Origin of the sequence: Streptomyces sp. AM 4-1-1, assembly GCF_029167625.1 — a bacterium.
Taxonomy (GTDB): Bacteria; Actinomycetota; Actinomycetes; order Streptomycetales; family Streptomycetaceae; genus Streptomyces.
In genome coordinates this window covers 5,405,109-5,424,666 of record NZ_CP119145.1, presented here as the reverse complement: position 1 = coordinate 5,424,666, position 19,558 = coordinate 5,405,109, and the positions used below count along the sequence as shown (strand labels likewise).

The following is a 19,558-nucleotide window of genomic DNA, read 5'->3' as shown; positions in this document are numbered from 1 at the left end:
GGCGTTCCGGGCCGCGCCCTTCCCGGGCGCGTCTTCGGCGTCCCGCCGAGCGGCCGTCCCCGGGTGGGACCGGGGCCCCTCGCCCGCACGCGGCTCAGGCGATCCCCGCTCCCCGGCGTTCCCGACCTCCCGTGGGACCGCACCCGGCTCGCGAAGGGCTCGTATCGGACCCGTACGCGCCCCATCGCACTCCGGTGCGCATCCGGTTCACACCCCGGCGGGACTCCCTCGTAGCGCCATTCGAGTGCCATTCGAGTGAACGCGCCCAGGGGCGGCCCCGCCCACGCCCCGTCAGTCACCCGTGGAGCGGCTACAAAGGACAGACCCTCACGGCCGTGGCGGTCGCGTCCGGCCGGTACCGCCCGTGTCTCGTCCTGTGCCGTCCGCGCCCCAGCCCCCAGGTGATTCCATGATCGGTCGCATTCCCGTCCTCGACGTCCGGCCCCTGGTCGACTGCGGCAGAAGACCGGCGAAGGCCGTCGCGGGTGAGACCTTCCAGGTGACCGCCACCGTGTTCCGCGAGGGTCATGACGCGGTCGCCGCCAACGCGGTGCTACGGGATTCCAGTGGGCGCCGGGGCCCCTGGACCCCGATGCGGGAGCTGGCCCCCGGCTCGGACCGCTGGGGCGCGGACGTCACCCCCGGCTCCGAGGGGCGCTGGACGTACACGGTCGAGGCGTGGAGCGATCCGGTGACGACCTGGCGGCGGTGCGCCGGGGTGAAGATCCCGGCGGGCATCGACACCGCCCTGGTGCTGGCCGAGGGCGCCGAGCTGTACGAACGGGCCGCGGCGGGCGTACCCAAGCGGGACGGGCGCGAGGCGGTGCTGGCCGCCGCCGACGCGTTGCGCGACGACTCCCGCCCGGCCACCGCCCGTCTCGCGGCGGCGCTCGCCGCCGGGGTGGACGAGGCGCTGGCCCGCCATCCGCTGCGCGAACTGGTCACCCGGTCCCGGCCGCTGCCCCTCGTCGTCGAGCGGCCACGGGCGCTGTTCGGTTCCTGGTACGAGCTGTTCCCGCGCTCCGAGGGCGCCAGGACGGAACCCGCCGCGGACACGGGGACGGCCTCGGCGGCCGACGCCTCCGCGCGCCCCGCCCGCCTGGTCAGCGGCACCTTCCGGACCGCGGCCGAACGGCTGCCCGCCGTCGCCGCCATGGGGTTCGACGTCGTCTATCTGCCGCCGATCCACCCCATCGGCACCACCCACCGCAAGGGCCCCAACAACTCGCTCTCGGCCGGCGCCCATGACGTCGGGGTGCCGTGGGCGATCGGTTCGGCCGACGGCGGCCACGACGCCGTCCACCCGGACCTCGGCACCCTCGACGACTTCGATCACTTCGTGGCCACCGCCCGCACCCTGCGGATGGAGGTGGCACTGGACTTCGCGCTCCAGTGCTCCCCCGACCACCCGTGGGTGACGGAGCACCCGGAGTGGTTCCACCACCGCCCCGACGGTTCGGTCGCGTACGCCGAGAACCCGCCGAAGAAGTACGAGGACATCTACCCGATCGCCTTCGACAAGGACCTGCGCGGTCTGGTCGCCGAGACCGTCCGCGTGCTGCGGTTCTGGATGGGGCGCGGCGTCCGGATCTTCCGCGTCGACAATCCGCACACCAAGCCGGTCGTCTTCTGGGAGAAGGTGATCGCGGAGATCAACGGCGCCGATCCGGACGTGATCTTCCTGGCCGAGGCGTTCACCCGGCCGGCGATGATGCACACGCTGGCGAAGATCGGCTTCCAGCAGTCGTACACGTACTTCACCTGGCGCAACACCAAGCCGGAACTGACCGGGTACATCACCGAGCTGACCGGCGACAGCGCCTCGTACATGCGGCCCAACTTCTTCGTGAACACCCCTGACATCCTGCCGGGCTACCTCCAGGACGGCGGCCGGCCCGCGTTCGAGGCGCGGGCGGTGCTCGCCGCGACGCTCTCCCCCACCTGGGGCGTGTACGCGGGATACGAACTCTGCGAGAACACCCCGGCACAGGCCGGGAGCGAGGAGTACATCGACTCGGAGAAGTACCAACTGCGGCCCAGGGACTGGGAGTCGGCGGAACGCGAGGGCCGCTCCCTGGTCCCTCTGATCACCTCGCTCAACCGGATCAGACGCCGCCATCCGGCGCTGCGGCAGTTGCGCGGCACGCACTTCCACACCGTCGACAACGACGCCCTGATCGCCTACAGCAGGCATTGCGGTTCGAACACCGTTCTGGTGGTCGTCAACCTCGACCCGCACCACACCCAGGAGGCCACGGTCTCGTTGGACATGCCGCGGCTCGGCCTCGAAAGGCATGAGACCGCCCCGGTGCGCGACGAGCTCACCGGCGAGACCTATCACTGGGGCAGGACCTTCTATGTGCGCCTGGAACCGGGCGTCACGCCCGCGCACATCGTCGTCCTGCGACCGTCCCCGCCGACCGGAGGGTCACCCACACCATGATCGTCAATGAGCCCGTCCCCGACATGTTCGAGGACACTCCCGCCAAGGACCGCGATCCCGACTGGTTCAAGCGCGCCGTCTTCTACGAGGTCCTCGTCAGGTCCTTCCAGGACTCCAACGGCGACGGCATCGGTGACCTCAAGGGCCTCACCGCCAAGCTGGACTACCTCCAGTGGCTCGGCGTCGACTGCCTCTGGCTGCCGCCGTTCTTCAAGTCACCGCTGCGGGACGGTGGTTACGACGTGTCCGACTACACGGCGGTGCTCCCGGAGTTCGGTGACCTCGCGGACTTCGTGGAGTTCGTCGACGCCGCTCACCAGCGGGGCATGCGCGTGATCATCGACTTCGTCATGAACCACACGAGCGATCAGCACGACTGGTTCCAGCAGTCCCGCAGCGACCCGGACGGGCCGTACGGCGACTACTACGTCTGGGCCGACGACGACAAGCAGTACGAGGACGCCCGGATCATCTTCGTCGACACCGAGACGTCGAACTGGACCTTCGACCCGGTGCGCAAGCAGTACTACTGGCACCGGTTCTTCTCTCACCAGCCGGACCTCAACTACGAGAACCCGGCGGTCCAGGAGGAGATCGTCTCCGCGCTGCGGTTCTGGCTCGACCTGGGCATCGACGGCTTCCGGCTGGACGCCGTGCCGTACCTCTACCAGCGCGAGAAGACCAACTGCGAGAACCTGCCGGAGACGCACTCCTTCCTCAAGCGGGTCCGCAAGGAGATCGACGCGCACTACCCGGACACGGTGCTGCTCGCCGAGGCCAACCAGTGGCCCGAGGACGTCGTCGACTACTTCGGTGACTTCCCCGCCGGGGGCGACGAGTGCCACATGGCGTTCCACTTCCCCGTGATGCCGCGGATCTTCATGGCCGTGCGCCGGGAGAGCCGTTACCCGGTCTCAGAGATCCTGGCGAAGACCCCGGCGATCCCGTCCGGCTGCCAGTGGGGTGTCTTCCTGCGCAACCACGACGAGCTGACGCTCGAAATGGTCACGGACGAAGAGCGCGACTACATGTACGCGGAGTACGCCAAGGACCCCCGGATGCGCGCCAACATCGGCATCCGCCGACGCCTCGCGCCGCTGCTGGACAACGACCGCAACCAGATCGAGCTGTTCACCGCGCTGCTGCTGTCCCTGCCCGGCTCCCCGATCCTCTACTACGGGGACGAGATCGGGATGGGTGACAACATCTGGCTGGGCGACCGGGACTCCGTGCGGACCCCGATGCAGTGGACGCCCGACCGGAACGCCGGATTCTCCTCCAGCGACCCCGGGCGGCTCTACCTCCCCACGATCATGGACCCGGTCTACGGCTACCAGGTCACCAACGTCGAGGCGTCGATGGCGTCGCCGTCCTCGCTGCTGCACTGGACGCGGCGGATGATCGAGATCCGCAAGCAGAACCACGCCTTCGGCATCGGCTCGTACAACGAGCTGCCGTCGTCCAACCCGGCCGTGCTCGCCTTCACCCGTGAGGCCCCCGCGACCGGCGACGCCGGCGAGGACGTGGTGCTCTGCGTGCACAACTTCTCCCGGTTCGCGCAGCCCACCGAGCTGGATCTGCGCGCGTTCGAGGGGCGGCACCCGGTGGAGCTGATCGGCGGGGTGCGCTTCCCGGCCATCGGCAGGCTGCCGTATCTGCTGACGCTCGCGGGCCACGGCTTCTACTGGTTCAGGCTCCGCAAGGACGCGCCACCGAGTTGACGGACGGGCCCGGCGCGGGGCGGTGTCCGCCGCCGCGTGCGGGGGTCCGGCGCCACTCCGTCGGTCTCCGGCCGGGCCCCCGGGCCCGGCGGGGTTTCTCCGGGCCCGGGGCCGAGCGCGTACGGACCACAGGTCACCCGGCTGTCCCGCACGGCCGGACAGCCGGACAGCCGGACAGCCGGACAGCCGGACAGCCCGTCAGAGTCACAGCCGGACAGTCACAGCCGGTCGGAGTCACAGCCGGACCTCATAGCCGGACAGTCGTAGCCGGACAGTCATTGCCGCAAATCCGGGACACTCCTCGCATCCTGTGGTGCGCCCGGGGAAAGGACGCGATGCCATGCCGGAGGCTGCATCCGCTCGGGCCCCTGAAGCCCTGCTCCCCTCACTGGCCCCCCTGCTGTACGCGTGGCTGCCCCGGCAACGGTGGTTCGCGGGCAAGGGACAGCCGGTGACCGGGTTCTCGCTGGTCTCGGCGACCGAATTACTGCCGACGGACACCGCCGGCCCGGGACTTCTCCATCTGCTCGTCCGGGTCCATCAGCCCGGACCGTCCGGCCGGCCCCCGGGCGACTGCTACCAACTGCTGCTCGGGGTGCGCGCCGTGCTGCCGCCCCGGCTGGCCCCCGCACTGATCGGCCGGGTGGTCGGCGGACCACTGGCGGGCCGCACGGTGTACGAGGGGCTGCACGACCCCCGCCTGGCGGAACTCCTGCTGGAACGATTTCGCACCCCCGGCACCCTGGGCCCGCTCCGCTTCGACCGGGCCGCGCCGATCCCCGCCGGACTGCCCCCGCGCCCGCTCGGCACCGAGCAGTCCAACTCCTCGCTGATCTTCGGGGACGCGTACATCCTCAAGATCTTCCGCCGGATCTTCCCGGGCACCAACCCCGATCTGGAGCTGCCGCTCGCGCTGACCGGCCAGGGGTGCGGGCGGGTGCCCGCGCCGGTCGCGTGGTTCCAGGCCGCCGCCCCGGAGACGTTCGGCCGGGAACCCCTCACGCTGGGCGTCCTCCAGCCCTTCCTGCACGGCGCGGAGGACGGCTGGCAGCTCGCGCTGCGCTCCCTCGCCTCGGACGGCGACTTCGCGCCCGAGGCCCGTGCGCTGGGGCGGGCCACCGCGGAGGTGCACACCGCGCTGGCGGTGGCCCTGCCGACGCCCGTGCTGCGCCGGTCGCAGACCGAGGACCTGGCGGCGGGGATGACACGACGGCTGGAGGCGGCGGCGCGGGCGGTTCCCGCGCTGGTGCCGTACGTCCCCGGTCTGCGGGCGGCGTTCGACGCGGTCGCCGAGGCCGGGTCGAGCGGCCGGGGCTGGGCCACCCAGCGGGTCCACGGAGACCTCCACCTCGGGCAGGCGCTGCGCGCGGCGGACGGCTTCTGGTCGCTGATCGACTTCGAGGGCGAGCCCGCCATACCGCTTCCGGAGCGCCGCCGCCCCCGGCCGCCGGTCCGTGACATCGCGGGCATGCTGCGGTCGTTCGACTACGCGGCCCGCTCGCACCTGCCGTGGAACGCCGAGTGGGCGGCCCGCTGCCGGGACGCGTACTGCGAGGGGTACGCGGCGGCCACCGGCTCCGACCCGCGCGGCGAACCGGAGCTGCTGCGCGCCCACGAGACCGACAAGGCGGTGTACGAGGTGCTGTACGAGGCCCGGCACCGGCCGGACTGGCTGCCGGTCCCGATGGCGGCCATCCACCGGCTGGCCGCCGCGCCCGCCACGGCGACGGCCACCGCCGACTGACACCTGCGTCCCGCTCGCCGACCCACCACCCGCTCCGCTCACCCCCCACCGGAGGAGGCCGTCCCCTTGACCGCCCGCAAGCCGTCCCGCAAGTCCCCCACGCGCACCGAAGCCCGGCCGTCCACGACACCCGGCACACCGACGACAGCCACCACGGCCACGACACCCACCGCACTCACGACACCCGTCGCGCTCACCACATCCACCGCGCTCACGGCATCCGCGCCGAAGCCGGTCCCGTCCGGGGCCGCCCGCACCACCACCGCCCCGGGCCGTCCCGGGGCCCCCACCGCCAGGACCCGCACCACCGCCCCCTCCGGGAGCGGCGCCAAAGGCAGGAGCACGGGAGAAGACACCGAAGACCCCCGGGTCGGCCCGGGGCGGCTACTCGACGGCCCGGTGCCCGACGGCCCCGCACTCGACGCTCCGGCGCTCGACGCCCCGGACCGGGGCCGGCTGCTCGCCGGGGAGCATCACGCCCCGCACGGTCTGCTCGGCGCGCATCCGGTCGAGGGCGGGGTGCTGCTGCGGGCACTGCGCCCGTGCGCCGAGTCCGTCACCGTGCTCGCCGACGGGGTGCGGGCCCGGCTGCGCGAGGACGGTGACGGCCTCTTCTCCGGGGTGCTGCCGCTGCCCTCCGTACCGGAGTACACGCTGCTGGTGGGTTACGGGTCCGGGGACGTCGAGGTCCACGACCCGTACCGCTTCCTGCCCGCGCTCGGCGAGTTCGACCTGCATCTGATCGGTGAGGGGCGGCACGAGGAGCTGTGGACCGCGCTCGGCGCGTGGCCGATGGTCCACCAGGGGATCACGGGCACCCGGTTCACCGTCTGGGCGCCGAACGCGCGCGGGGTGCGGGTCGTCGGGGACTTCAACTTCTGGGACGGCACCGGCTTCCCGATGCGGTCGCTGGGCTCGACCGGGGTGTGGGAGCTGTTCCTGCCCGCGGTCGGGGAGGGTGCGCTGTACAAGTTCGACATCTGCCGCCCCGATGGTTCGCACACCGTGCGCGCCGATCCGATGGCCCGGCACGCCGAGGTGCCGCCGGCCACCGCGTCGATCGTGACGGCGTCGCACCACCGGTGGCGGGACGAGGAGTGGATGGCGCACCGGGGCGACCGGCCGGTGCACGAGGCACCGCTCTCGGTGTACGAGGTGCATCTGCCGTCCTGGCGCCCCGGCCTCGGCTACCGCGAGCTGGCCGCCCAGCTCCCGGCGTACGTGTCCGAACTAGGCTTCACACACCTGGAGTTGATGCCGGTCGCGGAGCATCCGTTCGGCGGCTCCTGGGGCTATCAGGTCACCGGCTTCTACGCCCCGACGTCACGGATGGGCACTCCGGACGACTTCCGGTATCTCGTGGACGCGCTGCACCGGGCCGGGATCGGGATCATCGTCGACTGGGTGCCCGCGCACTTCCCGCGCGACGACTGGGCGCTCGCCGAGTTCGACGGCCGGCCGCTGTACGAGCACTCCGACCCGAGCCGGGCCGCGCACCCGGACTGGGGCACCCTGGAGTTCGACTACGGCCGCACCGAGGTACGCAACTTCCTGGTGGCCAACGCGACTTACTGGTGCGAGGAGTTCCACGTCGACGGGCTGCGGGTCGACGCCGTGGCCTCGATGCTCTACCTGGACTACTCGCGCGAGGACGGCCAGTGGTCGCCGAACGAGCACGGCGGCCGGGAGAACCTCGACGCGGTGGCCTTCCTCCAGGAGATGAACGCCACGGTGTACCGGCGCAATCCGGGCGTCGTCACGATCGCCGAGGAGTCCACCGCCTGGAACGGTGTCACGCGGGCCACCCACCACGTCGGCCCGGACGGCTTCGGCGGGCTCGGCTTCGGGCTGAAGTGGAACATGGGCTGGATGCACGACTCGCTGACGTACATGTCGAAGGAGCCGGTGCACCGGAAGTACCACCACAACGAGATGACGTTCTCGATGGTGTACGCGTACAGCGAGAACTACGTGCTGCCGATCTCGCACGACGAGGTGGTGCACGGAAAGCAGGCGCTGGTCACGAAGATGCCGGGCGACTGGTGGCAGCGGCGCGCCGACCACCGGGCGTACCTCGGCTTCATGTGGGCCCATCCGGGCAAGCAACTCCTGTTCATGGGGCAGGAGTTCGCCCAGGGTTCGGAGTGGTCGGAGGGGCACGGCCCGGACTGGTGGCTGCTCGACCCGTCGTACGGCGCCGAGGCCGACCACCGGGGGGTACGGACCCTGGTCGGCGACCTGAACGCGGTGTACGCGGCGACGCCCGCGCTCTGGCAGCGGGACACCGTCCCGGAGGGCTTCGACTGGGTGGACGGCGGGGCGGCGGAGGACAACGTGCTCGCGTTCCTGCGGTACGACGCGGAGGGTTCGCCGCTGCTGGCCCTCTCGCACTTCTCGCCCGTGGTGCGGCACGAGTACCGCGTCGGTGTCCCGGAGGTGGCGGGCCGGACGGTCTCCTGGGTGGAGGCGCTGAACACGGACGCGGTCCGCTACGGCGGCAGCGGCGTCCACAACCCGGGCCCGCTGAAGCCCGAAGCGGTGACGGCGCACGGCAGACCGGACAGCCTGCTGCTGACGCTGCCGCCGCTGGCGACGGTGTGGCTGCGGCCGGTGTGACGGGGTGACCGGCTGACGGGGTGACGGACACGCGGGTGCCCAGATCCATGGGCACCCGCGTGTCCGCGCTCGGGGAGCCCCTGGGAAGAGGGGCCCCGGTCAGTCCGTGCGGCGGCCGAAACGCTTCTTCATGGCAGCACTGTGCCTGAGGAACTGCTCCTCGCCGAGCTCCCTCATGAGGGAACCGCGGAACAGGTTCTCCATGAAGTCGTTCATCAAAAGATCCGGGTACTCACGCGTGATCTCGTCCAGGACACTCCGCGTGAACCGAAGGATCGCCGCCAGGATCTCCACGAATGGCACGGAGACCGTCGCCTGCGTCTCGGTGGACGTCGCGACGACCTCGTAATCCCTCAACGCGAGGCGGGTGACATGGTATTTGTCGATGATGCCCACGTCCGACACACCCGTCAGTGCCACTTCATCCAGGGAGAACTTCCACGAGATGATGAAATCGAGGACCGGTGTGCGGGGAAACGGGAAGTCCATGCCGCCCATGCTCAGCATGATGTCGCCGAAGAAGCTTCTCTCCCTGATCACGTAACCTTCGAGACCGATTATGTCGTCGTCCGATCCACTGGCGAGCGTTTCGGCCACCGCTCCGATCTTCCCCGGCTCCCAGCTGATCGAAATGGCCTGTTCCATCATCCCTCTTCCACATGGTCGTACGGGCGGATGCCTCGAACAGTCACACGCACCGGGGCTCCGGCACAACCTTCCGGAACGCCGATACGGACGGTCCGGGGTGGGGGGCCCGCACCGGCCGTATCGGCTGCCCGGTCCGGCGTCAGAGCTTCGCCGGAGTGGGCTCCCGGTCGTCGGCGTGCGGCTCCGGGGTGTCGGTGGCCAGGGCGTGGCCCGGGTCGAGGGCGGCCTCGTCGAAGGGGAGGGCTCCGGAGAGCACCCGGTCGGCGCGTTCGCGGTCGATCTCCTTCGTCCAGGTGCCGACCAGGACCGTGGCGACCGCGTTGCCCGCGAAGTTCGTCATGGCGCGTGCCTCGCTCATGAAACGGTCGATGCCGACGATCAGGCCGACACCGTCGACCAGGTCGGGGCGGTGGGACTGGAGGCCGCCCGCGAGGGTGGCGAGGCCCGCGCCGGTCACGCCCGCCGCGCCCTTCGAGGCGATGATCATGAAGACCAGGAGGGAGATCTGCTCGCTCGCGCTCAGCGGGTCGCCCATCGCGTTGGCGATGAAGAGCGAGGACATCGTCAGATAGATCGCGGTGCCGTCGAGGTTGAAGGAGTAGCCGGTCGGCACGGTGATACCGGCGACGGACCTGCTGACCCCGAGGTGTTCCATCTTCGCGATCAGCCTCGGCAGCGCGGACTCCGACGAGGACGTGGAGAGAATCAGCAGGAACTCCCGGCCCAGGTACTTCAGCAGGAGCAGCAGGTTCACCCCGGCGACGAGTCGCAGCACCGTCCCGAGCACCACGAAGACGAAGAGCCCGCAGGTCAGGTAGAAGCCGACCATGATGATCGCGAGGGATTTCAGCGCGTCCGACCCGGTCTCACCGACCACCGCCGCCATCGCGCCGAACGCGCCGACCGGGGCCGCCCACATGATCATCGCGAGGATGCGGAAGACCAGGCGCTGGATGTGGCCGATACCGCGCACGACCGGCTCACCCGCCGGGCCGAGGGCCTGGAGCGCGAAGCCCGCGAGCAGGGCGATCAGCAGGGTCTGGAGCACTTCACCCGTGGTGAAGGCGGAGACCATGGTGGTCGGGATGATGCCGAGCAGGAAGTCCGTGGTCGACTCACCGGCCCCGGCCGCCTGCTTCTCCCCCGCCGCGCGGGCCGCCTCGGTGAGATGGAGGCTCTGACCCGGTTCCAGGAAGTTGCCGACGAGCAGTCCGATCGCCAGCGCCACGGTCGACATCAGCAGGAAGTAGCCGAGTGCGAGGCCGCCGACCGCTCCGACCTTCGCGGCCTTGCGCACCGAACCGACGCCCAGCACGATCGTGCAGAAGATGATCGGCGAGATCATCATCTTGATGAGGTTCACGAAGCCGGTACCGACCGACTTGAGCTCGACCGCGACGCCCGGGGCGGCGAAGCCCACGACGATGCCCAGCACCACGGCGCCGATCACGGCCAGATACAGATAGTGCGTGCGGTCCCGCCTGGCGGCCACGGGTCCTCCTCGGTCTCTCCGGGGGCGCGCCCCGGTCACTTCCCCCGTCCCTGGGGCCCCGGCGACTATCTCCCTGGTTGTGACGCCGGTCACCGTTGTGTGCATTGAGTTCGCGGACACGTTCCGGCCGGTGGGGCCACCGCGACCGGTACGACCGGGCGGGCAGACTGGGGGCATGCGTCTCCTCCGCCCCCGCAGCCTGGCCGGTCAGCTCTTCGCGATGCAGGTCGTGCTGATCGCCGCGGTGGTGGCGGGGTGCGCGGTGTTCACGTACGTGTCCGGGCGCGAACAGGCCGAGACCACGGCGGCCCGGCAGGTCACGGCGGCGGCGCTGGCGGTGGCCGCGGCGCCTTCGGTACGGGAGGCGGTCCGCTCCCCCGATCCGTCGGCGCGGCTCCAGCCGTACGCGGAGAGGGTACGGGCGGACACCGGGATCGCGTTCGTCACGATCATGAGCCCGGCGCGGGTCCGGTGGACGCACCCGGACGCCGACCGGATAGGGGAGCCCTTCCTCGGACACACCGCGCGGGCGCTGCACGGTGGGACGTTCACGGAGACGTACACCGGCACGCTCGGGCCGTCGATCCGGGTGGTCACGCCGATCAGGGACGGTGGCCGGATCATCGGTCTGGTCAGCGCGGGCATCACCGTCGAGCGGGTGTCCACCCAGGTGCGCCGGCAGCTCGGGGCGCTCGCACTCGTCGCGGGCGGGGCGCTGATGCTCGGCGGACTCGGTACGTACGTCGTCAACGCCCGGCTGCGACGGCACACGCACGGCATGAACGCGACCGAACTGAGCCGGATGCACGACTACCACGAGGCCACGTTGCACGCGGTGCGTGAGGGACTGCTGATGCTGGACGGGCAGCGGCGGATCGCGCTGATCAACGACGCCGGGCGGGAACTGCTGGGCCTCGGGCCGGACGCGGTCGGGCGTGCGGTGGCCGGAATCGGCCTGCCCGCACCGCTGACCGGAGCGCTGCTGGCCTGCGAACCCCGGGTGGACGAGGTACATCTGACGGCGGACCGGGTGGTCGTGGTCAACACCCGTCCGGTGGTGGGCGGCGAGCGGCACGGCACTGTCGTCACCCTGCGCGATCACACCGAACTCCAGGCGCTTTCGGGCGAGTTGGACTCCGAGCGCGGCTTCACGCGGGCGCTGCGCTCGCAGGCGCACGAGGCGGCGAACCGGTTGCACACCGTCGTCTCGCTGATCGAACTGGGCCGGGCGGAGGAGGCGGTCGGGTTCGCGACGGCCGAGCTGGAACTGGCCCAGGCCCTCACCGACCGGGTGGTCGGCGCCGTCGCCGAGCCGGTGCTCGCCGCGCTGCTGCTGGGCAAGGCGGCCCAGGCCAACGAGCGCGGCGTGGAGCTGGTCCTGGCGGACGACAGTCTCATCGACGACGGGGCGCTGCCGGCGACACTGCCGCAGCGCGACCTGGTCACGATCCTCGGCAACCTCATCGACAACGCGGTGGAGGCGGCGTCCGGGGCGGCGGACGGGCACCTGCCGGACGAGGGCCGGGAGGGCCCGGCGGAGGGTGGGACGGCGGAAGAGGAGTTTCCGGAGGAGGGGTTCCTGGAGAGTCCGTTCCCGGAGGAGGAGTACCCGGACGCGGCCGTGACGGAAGGGACCGAGGTGGACGGGGCTGGGGCGGTCAGGTCCGGGATGGTCAGGGCTGGGGCGGTCAGGTCCGAGGTGGTCAGGGCTGGGGCGGACGGGGCTGGGGCGGACGGGGCGGACGGACTCCCGCCCGAGGGGACCACGGGCGCCGCCGGACACGCGTGGCGCGGGCCGGGTGGGCGGACCGGGCGGGCCAGGGTCACGGTCACCGCGCTCGCCGGGCCCGACGAGCTGCTGCTGCGGGTCGAGGACACCGGGGCCGGGATCGCCCCGGGCGACGCCGCCGAGGTGTTCGACCGCGGCTGGTCGACGCGCGGCGCCGGGCGTGGACTGGGGCTGGCCCTGGTCCGGCAGGCCGCGCACCGCAACGGCGGCACGGTCTCGCTCGGTCAGGGACCGGACGGCGGTGCGCGGTTCACGGTCCGGCTGCCGCTGTCGTCCCGTACGACGGCCGCCCGCACCCCGTCGTCCCCTACCCCGCCATCGTGTGCCGCGAAGGAGGTGAGAGCGTGATCCAGGTACTGATCGTCGAGGACGATCCGGTCGTGGCGGACGCCCATCAGCTGTACGTGGGACGCGTCCCCGGGTTCGAGGTCGCCGCCGTGGCGCACTCACGGGCGGAAGCGGCGCGTGCGCTGGAGCGTACGCCGGTCGATCTGCTGCTCCTGGACCTCTATCTGCCCGACGGCCACGGGTTGCGGCTGCTGCGCTCGCTGCGTGCGGCGGGGCACTCGGCCGATGTCATCGCCGTCACGTCGGCGCGTGATCTGGCGGTGGTGCGCGAAGGGGTGTCGCTGGGGGTCGTGCAGTACGTCCTCAAGCCGTTCACCTTCGCCACCCTGCGCGACCGGCTGGTGCGCTACGCGGAGTTCCGGGCGGCGGCGGGCGAGGCAAGCGGGCAGGACGAGGTCGACCGGGCGCTCGGGGCCCTGCGGACGCCCCGGCCCGCCACCCTGCCGAAGGGTTTGAGCGGTCCGACCCTTGAGGCGGTGACCCGGGCCCTGCGGTCGGCCCCGGACGGAGCGACGGCCACCACGGCCGGCGAGACCCTCGGTATCTCCCGGATCACCGCGCGCCGCTATCTGGAACATCTGGTGACGTCCGGCCGCGCGGTGCGCAGTCCCCGGTACGGACAGGTCGGGCGCCCGGAACTGCGCTACCGATGGGTCGCCGAGAGCCGTTGACACCGGGCTCGCGGGGCGCGCGGCGACCGGGCCGGCCGAGTATCGCGACATACGTTCGAGATCCATGCGGTACACACCCATAAGGCGGCGCCGGAACAAAATCTTCCGCCAATGAGGCGAACAGCACCCCATAGGACATTAGGACGTTCCTACGAACCGTTATATCGATGGAACAGACCGTAGTATTCCCCGGTCAGGCCGCTTACGGTGAGCGCGTGCACCCGATCCCACCCTTCAACGCCCCCGCCGCGCGCAGACTGCGCCAGGCCCTGGGGATGGCGCCGGGCCATGTCGCTTACGGCCTCGCCGCCCAGTACGGACTCCAGATCACCACCGACACGGTGATGGCCTGGGAGCGTGGTACCGCTCAGCCCACCGAACGCGAACTCACCGCACTCGCCGGAGTGCTGTGGTGCGCGCCGAGCGAGCTGCTGACCGCCGCCCGTACGCTGCGCGACCATCGGCTGGCCCGCGAGATGCCCGTCGACGACCTGTCCCGGTTGCTGGGGATGAGCGTGTCGAACTACGCGCGGATGGAGGAGTCGGGGCGCTGGCGGGGCAACGAACGCCAGTCGGCGACGCTCTGCGAGGCGCTGGGTCTGTCGCCCGCCGAGTTCGTCACGGTGACGGGCCGGGACGAGGAGCTGGCGGAGCTGCTGCGCAGCGCGGTGGAGACCCGGTGGCAGGCGCAGGTCAAACCGGTAGCGAAGCTCGTGCCGCTGGACCGGCGGCGGGTCCAGGAGGTCCTGGAGCAGTTGCACGCCGACTACCAGGCGCTGATGGTGACGACGCTCAATTGGGGCGGCGCGGGAGCGCAGCGGACCGGGGGCACGGGAGAGGCGGGCCGGGACTTCCTGGCGCGGGTCGTGGACCGGTTCTGGGAGACGGCGGACGGCTGACGCGGGCGCGTGGTGCGGTCCGGAGTGCGGCAAGGCTGACTCCGCTCGCGGCGGCTCCCCGCACGACCGACCGACGGGTCCGGCCACGGGGCGGCGACCGTAACGGGCCAGGACCCGGCGACCCCGCATGGGAACGGCCGACCGGGGGCGCCGGGTCCTCGCCCGCGAGACAGATGATCGGCATGCCGAATGATTCCTACGGCGGATGATCTCTACAGCGGACCGTCCGAACAGCGGACGATCTGCACAGGGGAAGATCTGTACGGCGGATGCCGGAGCGGTTTCACGCGCGGGGTTGCGCGCTCACGTCCTGAGCGGCCACGTGCCGGACCCGTGACCGGCAGCGGACCGGACGCGGCGCCGGCACCGGCCGGCCACCGCGTCCGCGTGGGCCTCAGAAGACCGACTCGGCCTCGCGCATCCGGTCCGACGGCACCCGCTTCAGCTGGGTGACGGCGTCCGCCAGCGGCACCATCTCGATGTCGTTGCCGCGCAGAGCGGTCATCCGCCCGAAGTGCCCGTCGTGCACGGCCTCGACGGCGTGCCAGCCGAAGCGGGTCGCGAGCACCCGGTCGTACGCGGTCGGAGTGCCGCCGCGCTGGACGTGCCCGAGGATGACCGGCCTGGCCTCCTTGCCGAGCCGCGTCTCCAGCTCGACGGCGAGACGGTTGCCGATGCCCTGGAAGCGCTCGTGACCGTACTGGTCGATCTCGCCCTTGGCGTACGGCATGGAGCCCTCGGCCGGGTGGGCGCCCTCGGCGACGCAGATGACGGCGAACTTCTTGCCGCGTGCGAAGCGCTCCTCGACCATCTTCACCAGGTCGGCGACCTCGAAGGGCCGCTCGGGCAGGCAGATGCCGTGCGCGCCGCCCGCCATCCCGGACTCCAGGGCGATCCAGCCCGCGTGCCGTCCCATCACCTCGACGACCATGACCCGCTGGTGCGATTCCGCCGTGGTCTTCAGCCGGTCTATGGCCTCGGTCGCGACGCCCACCGCGGTGTCGAACCCGAAGGTGCGGTCGGTGGCGGAGATGTCGTTGTCGATGGTCTTCGGGACGCCGACGACGGGCATTCCGGCGTCCGAGAGCATCCGGGCGGCGGTCAGGGTGCCCTCGCCACCGATCGGGATCAGCGCGTCGATGTCGTAACGCCGGGACAGTTCCTCGCAGTTCTCGGCGGCCTCGCGCAGCCGGTCGCGCTCCAGCCGGGCCGAGCCGAGGATGGTGCCGCCCCGGGCGAGGATGCCGCTGACCGCGTTGAGGTCCAGGGGGCGGAAGTGTCCGTCGAGGAGGCCCTTGAAGCCGTCCTCGAAGCCGATGACCTCGTCGCCGTGACCCACCACGGCACGGTGCACGACCGACCGGATCACTGCGTTCAGGCCGGGGCAGTCGCCGCCTGCGGTGAGAACTCCGATGCGCATCGTGCTGTGTCTCCTGCTCGTTAGTGACATGCGTTCCGAGGGGCTGTTCGAGAAACCCCCGTACCGTGAGCCATGACGATTGTCCCACGCCGGGCCGGACGCCCGCGTTCCCGTCCACCGCACGGACGGATCGCCGGTGGTCCGGCCGGCTCGGGCCGGGCCACGGCGGGCGTCCGCCGCGCGCCTCGCCCGGCCTCGGCGCGGGCCCCGTTCCGGGCCCTCGTCCGGTGGGCGCCACGGCGGAGCCCGCGGGTATCGTCAAGAGGGCATTACCACCTCAACCGCCCAAAAATCGACGGGAGAGCATGCGTGACGCGCAGCGTGTACGTGACCGGGACCGACCGGGGGGACGGCCGTCAGGTCGTCGATCTGGGAGTCATGGAACTTCTGACGCGTCAGGTGGACCGGGTCGGGGTGTTCCGCCCCCTGGTCCACGACGGTCCTGATCGTCTGTTCGAACTGCTCAGAGCGCGCTACCGGCTCTCGCAGGACGCCTCCACGGTCTACGGCCTCGACTACCACGAGGCGTCCGCGATCCAGGCCGAACAGGGCACCGACGAGCTGGTCTCCCGCCTCGTCGAGCGCTTCCACCAGGTGGCCGGGGAGTACGAGGTGGTGCTGGTCCTCGGTACCGACTTCGCCGCCACCCAGCTGCCCGACGAACTGGCGCTCAACGCCCGGCTGGCCAACGAGTTCGGCGCCTCGGTGATCGTCGTGGTCGGTGGCAAGGGCCAGCCCGCGGAGTCCGTACGGGCCGAGGCGCGCAACGCCTACCGGGCCTACGCCGGTCTCGGCTGCGACGTTCTCTCGCTGGTGGTGAACCGGGTGGCGTCCGAGGACCGCGACCTCATCGCCGAGCGGCTGACCGCGCGGCTGCCCGTCCTGTGTTCGGTCCTCCCGGACGATCCGGCGCTCTCCGCGCCCACCGTCGCCCAGGTCACCGCGGCGCTCGACGGCACCGTGCTGCTCGGCGACGACGCCGGGCTCGCCCGGGACGCGCTGGACTTCGTGTTCGGCGGCGCGCTGCTGCCGAACCTGCTGAACGCGCTGACCCCTGGCTGTCTGGTGGTCACCCCCGGCGACCGGGCGGACCTGGTGGTCGGCTCGCTGGCCGCGCACACCGCGGGCACCCCGCCGATCGCGGGTCTGCTGCTGACCCTGAACGAGCGGCCGGGTGAGGAGATACTGACGCTGGCCGCCCGGCTGGCGCCCGGCACCCCGGTCGTGGCGGTGGCCGAGGGCTCCTTCCCGACCGCCGCGAAGCTCTTCGCGCTGGAGGGCAAACTGAACGCGGCGACGCCCCGCAAGGCGGAGACCGCGCTCGGTGTATTCGAACGCCATGTGGACACCGGCGCCCTGCTGGACCGGATCTCGCTGGCCCGCAGCGGCCGGGTCACCCCGATGATGTTCGAGCACGATCTGCTGGAGCAGGCCCGCGCGGACCGGCGCCGGGTGGTCCTGCCCGAGGGCACCGAGGAGCGGGTGCTGCGCGCCGCCGACGTACTGCTGCGGCGTGACGTCTGCGAACTGACGCTGCTCGGCGACCCGGACCTGATCCGCAAGAAGGCCGCCGACCTCGGCATCGATCTGGCCGGCACACTGCTGACCGACCCGCGGACCTCCGAACTGCGCCAGTCCTTCGCCGAGCGGTACGCGCAGCTGCGCGCCCACCGCGGTGTGACGGAGGAGCTGGCGTACGACGTGGTGTCGGACGTGAACTACTTCGGCACCCTGATGGTGCACGAGGGGCTGGCCGACGGCATGGTCTCCGGCACGGCGCACTCCACGGCGGCGACCATCCGCCCCGCCTTCGAGATCATCGGGACCAAGGAGGACGCGTCGATCGTGTCCTCGGTGTTCTTCATGTGCCTCGCCGACAAGGTGCTGGTGTACGGGGACTGCGCGGTGAACCCGGACCCGGACGCGGAGCAGCTGGCGGACATCGCCGTCCAGTCGGCCGCGACCGCAGCCCGGTTCGGCGTGGAGCCCCGGATCGCGATGCTCTCGTACTCGACGGGCACGTCCGGTTCGGGCGCGGACGTCGACAAGGTGCGGGAGGCGACGGAGCGGGTCCGCGCGGACCGTCCGGACCTGCGGATCGAGGGCCCGATCCAGTACGACGCGGCGGTCGAGCCGTCGGTGGCGGCGACCAAGCTGCCCGGTTCCGCGGTGGCCGGCCAGGCGACCGTGCTGATCTTCCCGGACCTGAACACCGGCAACAACACCTACAAGGCCGTACAGCGGTCGGCGGGCGCGGTGGCGGTGGGTCCCGTGCTCCAGGGGCTGCGCAAGCCGGTCAACGACCTGTCGCGCGGGGCGCTCGTCCAGGACATCGTCAACACCGTGGCCATCACGGCGATCCAGGCGCAGGGTGAGAGGCGGACCCGATGACCTCGGAGCGTACGCACAACACGGACACGCGCACCGGCCCGGGTACGGGCGCGCACACCGGCACCGGACGGGACGGTGCGGCGGCCGGAGGACCGGCGGGCGCGCGCGCCACCCGGGTGCTGGTGCTCAACTCCGGTTCCTCGTCGGTGAAGTACCAGCTCCTCGACATGAGCGACCGCTCGCGCCTCGCGGTCGGTCTGGTCGAGCGGATCGGCGAGGAGACCTCCCGGCTGAAGCACACCCCGCCGGCCGGCGGGGGCGGTGAGCCGCGTGAGCGGTCCGGCCGGATCGCCGACCACTCGGAGGCGCTGAAGGCCGCGGCGGAGGAACTGGCCGCCGACGGGCTCGGTCTCGACTCCCCCGAGCTGGCCGCGATCGGCCACCGGGTGGTGCACGGCGGGCTGAGGTTCACGGAGCCGACGCTGATCACCGACGACGTGGTGAAGGAGATCGAGCGGCTGGTGCCGGTGGCGCCGCTGCACAATCCGGCGAACCTCATGGGCATCCGTACCGCCCGCGCGATGCGCCCCGATCTGCCGCAGGTCGCGGTCTTCGACACGGCGTTCCACACGACGATGCCGGAGTCCGCGGCGCGGTACGCGATCGACGTGGAGACCGCGGACGCCCACCGGATTCGCCGGTACGGCTTCCACGGCACCTCGCACGCGTACGTCTCACGCAGGACGGCCGAGCTGCTGGGGCGGGCGCCCGAGGACGTCAACGTCATCGTGCTGCACCTGGGCAACGGCGCCTCGGCCTCCGCGGTGGCGGGCGGCCGGTGCGTGGAGACGTCGATGGGGCTGACCCCCTTGGAGGGGCTGGTGATGGGTACCCGTTCCGGGGACATCGATCCGGCGGTCACCTTCCATCTGAAGCGGGTGGCGGGCATGTCGGCGGACGACGTCGACGTCCTGCTCAACAAGAGAAGCGGTCTCGTCGGCCTCTGCGGCGACAACGACATGCGGGAGATCCGGCGCCGGGTGGACGAGGGCGACGAGCGGGCGGCGCTCGCCTTCGACATCTACATCCACCGGCTGAAGAAGTACATCGGCGCCTATTCGGCGGTCCTCGGGCGGGTGGACGCCGTGGTGTTCACGGCGGGGGTCGGGGAGAACTCGGCCCCGGTCCGGGAGGCTGCGATCGCCGGTCTCGGGGAATTCGGCCTGGTGGTGGACGCCGGACTGAACGCCGAACGGTCCGGCGAACCGCGGCTGATCTCACCGGACCACGCCCGGGTGGCGGTCGCCGTGGTGCCGACGGACGAGGAGCTGGAGATCGCCGGCCAGACCTTCGCCCTGGTCGACAACTGAGCGCACCCGCGCCCCTTTGTATCTTCCACCAGCCGGAATATTCCGCAGCGAAACAAACGGATAGGA

12 protein-coding genes are annotated in these 19,558 nt (G+C 71.5%); 9 read left to right on the top strand and 3 right to left on the bottom strand.

The features are described 5' to 3' along the window. Nucleotides 1-409: 409 nt before the first annotated feature. The 4 genes from PZB75_RS23080 (at nucleotide 410) to glgB (ending at nucleotide 8,524) form a co-directional block, all read left to right on the top strand. Nucleotides 410-2,443, top strand: a complete 2,034-nt coding sequence (locus PZB75_RS23080) for an alpha-1,4-glucan--maltose-1-phosphate maltosyltransferase (RefSeq protein WP_275537202.1) — start codon at nucleotides 410-412, stop codon at nucleotides 2,441-2,443. Continuing rightward, complete coding sequence (gene treS / locus PZB75_RS23075) at nucleotides 2,440-4,164, top strand: maltose alpha-D-glucosyltransferase (protein ID WP_275537201.1); 1,725 nt, start codon at nucleotides 2,440-2,442, stop codon at nucleotides 4,162-4,164. Before PZB75_RS23080 ends, treS begins: the two co-directional genes overlap by 4 nt. Before the next feature lie 340 nt (nucleotides 4,165-4,504). Next, nucleotides 4,505-5,908 carry a maltokinase gene (locus tag PZB75_RS23070; RefSeq protein ID WP_275537200.1) on the top strand — a complete coding sequence of 468 codons (1,404 nt, stop codon included), beginning with the start codon at nucleotides 4,505-4,507 and terminating at the stop codon, nucleotides 5,906-5,908. A gap of 66 nt (nucleotides 5,909-5,974) precedes the next feature. Then, nucleotides 5,975-8,524 carry a 1,4-alpha-glucan branching enzyme gene (gene glgB, locus PZB75_RS23065; protein WP_275537199.1) on the top strand — a complete coding sequence of 850 codons (2,550 nt, stop codon included), beginning with the start codon at nucleotides 5,975-5,977 and terminating at the stop codon, nucleotides 8,522-8,524. Between the two features lie 99 nt (nucleotides 8,525-8,623). Here the strand turns inward: glgB and PZB75_RS23060 are convergent, their stop codons facing one another. Next, nucleotides 8,624-9,169 (bottom strand): hypothetical protein, encoded by a 546-nt coding sequence (locus PZB75_RS23060; protein ID WP_275537198.1) that lies wholly within the window; start codon nucleotides 9,167-9,169, stop codon nucleotides 8,624-8,626. 142 nt (nucleotides 9,170-9,311) lie between these two features. After that, nucleotides 9,312-10,664 (bottom strand): cation:dicarboxylase symporter family transporter, encoded by a 1,353-nt coding sequence (locus tag PZB75_RS23055; RefSeq protein ID WP_275537197.1) that lies wholly within the window; start codon nucleotides 10,662-10,664, stop codon nucleotides 9,312-9,314. A gap of 175 nt (nucleotides 10,665-10,839) precedes the next feature. Here PZB75_RS23055 and PZB75_RS23050 point away from each other — a divergent pair, with 175 nt between their 5' ends. The 3 genes from PZB75_RS23050 (at nucleotide 10,840) to PZB75_RS23040 (ending at nucleotide 14,371) form a co-directional block, all read left to right on the top strand. Next, entirely contained in the window at nucleotides 10,840-12,801 is a 1,962-nt protein-coding gene (locus PZB75_RS23050; RefSeq protein WP_275537196.1) for an ATP-binding protein, read from the top strand. Further along, complete coding sequence (locus PZB75_RS23045) at nucleotides 12,798-13,472, top strand: response regulator (protein WP_275537195.1); 675 nt, start codon at nucleotides 12,798-12,800, stop codon at nucleotides 13,470-13,472. The genes PZB75_RS23050 and PZB75_RS23045 overlap by 4 nt, the downstream gene beginning before the upstream one ends. Before the next feature lie 275 nt (nucleotides 13,473-13,747). Then, a complete protein-coding gene (locus PZB75_RS23040; RefSeq protein ID WP_275538832.1) occupies nucleotides 13,748-14,371 on the top strand; it encodes a helix-turn-helix domain-containing protein in 624 nt (207 codons plus the stop codon). Nucleotides 14,372-14,765: 394 nt separating this feature from the next. Here PZB75_RS23040 and PZB75_RS23035 read toward each other — a convergent pair whose 3' ends face one another. Then, entirely contained in the window at nucleotides 14,766-15,791 is a 1,026-nt protein-coding gene (locus PZB75_RS23035) for an ATP-dependent 6-phosphofructokinase (RefSeq protein ID WP_275537194.1), read from the bottom strand. Between the two features lie 309 nt (nucleotides 15,792-16,100). Between PZB75_RS23035 and pta the strand changes: the two genes are divergently transcribed. Together pta and PZB75_RS23025 are read left to right on the top strand one after the other, a co-directional pair. Next, nucleotides 16,101-18,182 carry a phosphate acetyltransferase gene (gene pta, locus PZB75_RS23030; protein WP_275537193.1) on the top strand — a complete coding sequence of 694 codons (2,082 nt, stop codon included), beginning with the start codon at nucleotides 16,101-16,103 and terminating at the stop codon, nucleotides 18,180-18,182. Beyond that, nucleotides 18,179-19,492: an acetate kinase gene (locus tag PZB75_RS23025; protein WP_275537192.1), complete on the top strand. Its 1,314-nt coding sequence runs from the start codon at nucleotides 18,179-18,181 to the stop codon at nucleotides 19,490-19,492. Before pta ends, PZB75_RS23025 begins: the two co-directional genes overlap by 4 nt. Nucleotides 19,493-19,558: the final 66 nt, after the last annotated feature.

Coding starts and splice junctions, on each gene's coding strand:
- treS (WP_275537201.1), top strand. CDS start 2,440: ATGATCGTCAATGAGCCCGTCCCCGACATGTTCGAGGACACTCCCGCC.
- PZB75_RS23070 (WP_275537200.1), top strand. CDS start 4,505: ATGCCGGAGGCTGCATCCGCTCGGGCCCCTGAAGCCCTGCTCCCCTCA.
- PZB75_RS23060 (WP_275537198.1), bottom strand. CDS start 9,169: ATGGAACAGGCCATTTCGATCAGCTGGGAGCCGGGGAAGATCGGAGCG.
- PZB75_RS23035 (WP_275537194.1), bottom strand. CDS start 15,791: ATGCGCATCGGAGTTCTCACCGCAGGCGGCGACTGCCCCGGCCTGAAC.
- PZB75_RS23080 (WP_275537202.1), top strand. CDS start 410: ATGATCGGTCGCATTCCCGTCCTCGACGTCCGGCCCCTGGTCGACTGC.
- PZB75_RS23025 (WP_275537192.1), top strand. CDS start 18,179: ATGACCTCGGAGCGTACGCACAACACGGACACGCGCACCGGCCCGGGT.
- PZB75_RS23050 (WP_275537196.1), top strand. CDS start 10,840: ATGCGTCTCCTCCGCCCCCGCAGCCTGGCCGGTCAGCTCTTCGCGATG.
- PZB75_RS23040 (WP_275538832.1), top strand. CDS start 13,748: ATGGCGCCGGGCCATGTCGCTTACGGCCTCGCCGCCCAGTACGGACTC.